Raw genomic sequence first — 288 nt, 5'->3', positions numbered from 1 at the left:
GCCGGCTCCGTGTGTTCCGACAACGTCAACAACCCGTCGCGCACGGCCTTGCGCCAGGTCGACAAATGCTGCGGCGATAGACCGTGGCGCCGCGCGACGTCCGAGACGATCGCGCCGGGAACAAAGGATTCCGCGACGATCCGTCCCTTGACCTCGCCGCTCCACCGCCGCCGAACCCGTAGCTCCGATGCGTCGACAACACGCTCGATCATATATGCAAACCGTCCTCTTCAAGACGGAACGCATATTGCCGGTCTGCTCAACAGCAACAAGGTGCGGGAGACACGC

At 63.2% G+C, this 288-nt stretch carries 1 protein-coding gene; it reads right to left on the bottom strand.

From position 1 onward, the window contains the following. Positions 1 to 212: transposase (locus tag XI09_RS08305; RefSeq protein ID WP_271566409.1), on the bottom strand; the 212-nt coding region annotated here is incomplete at its 3' end. Positions 213 to 288 lie beyond the last annotated feature (76 nt).

The sequence above is a fragment of the Bradyrhizobium sp. CCBAU 11386 genome, from assembly GCF_028128955.1.
Taxonomy (GTDB): domain Bacteria; phylum Pseudomonadota; class Alphaproteobacteria; order Rhizobiales; family Xanthobacteraceae; genus Bradyrhizobium.
Note: the sequence above shows the minus strand (reverse complement) of the source record. Positions and strands in the feature narration are given on the sequence as shown.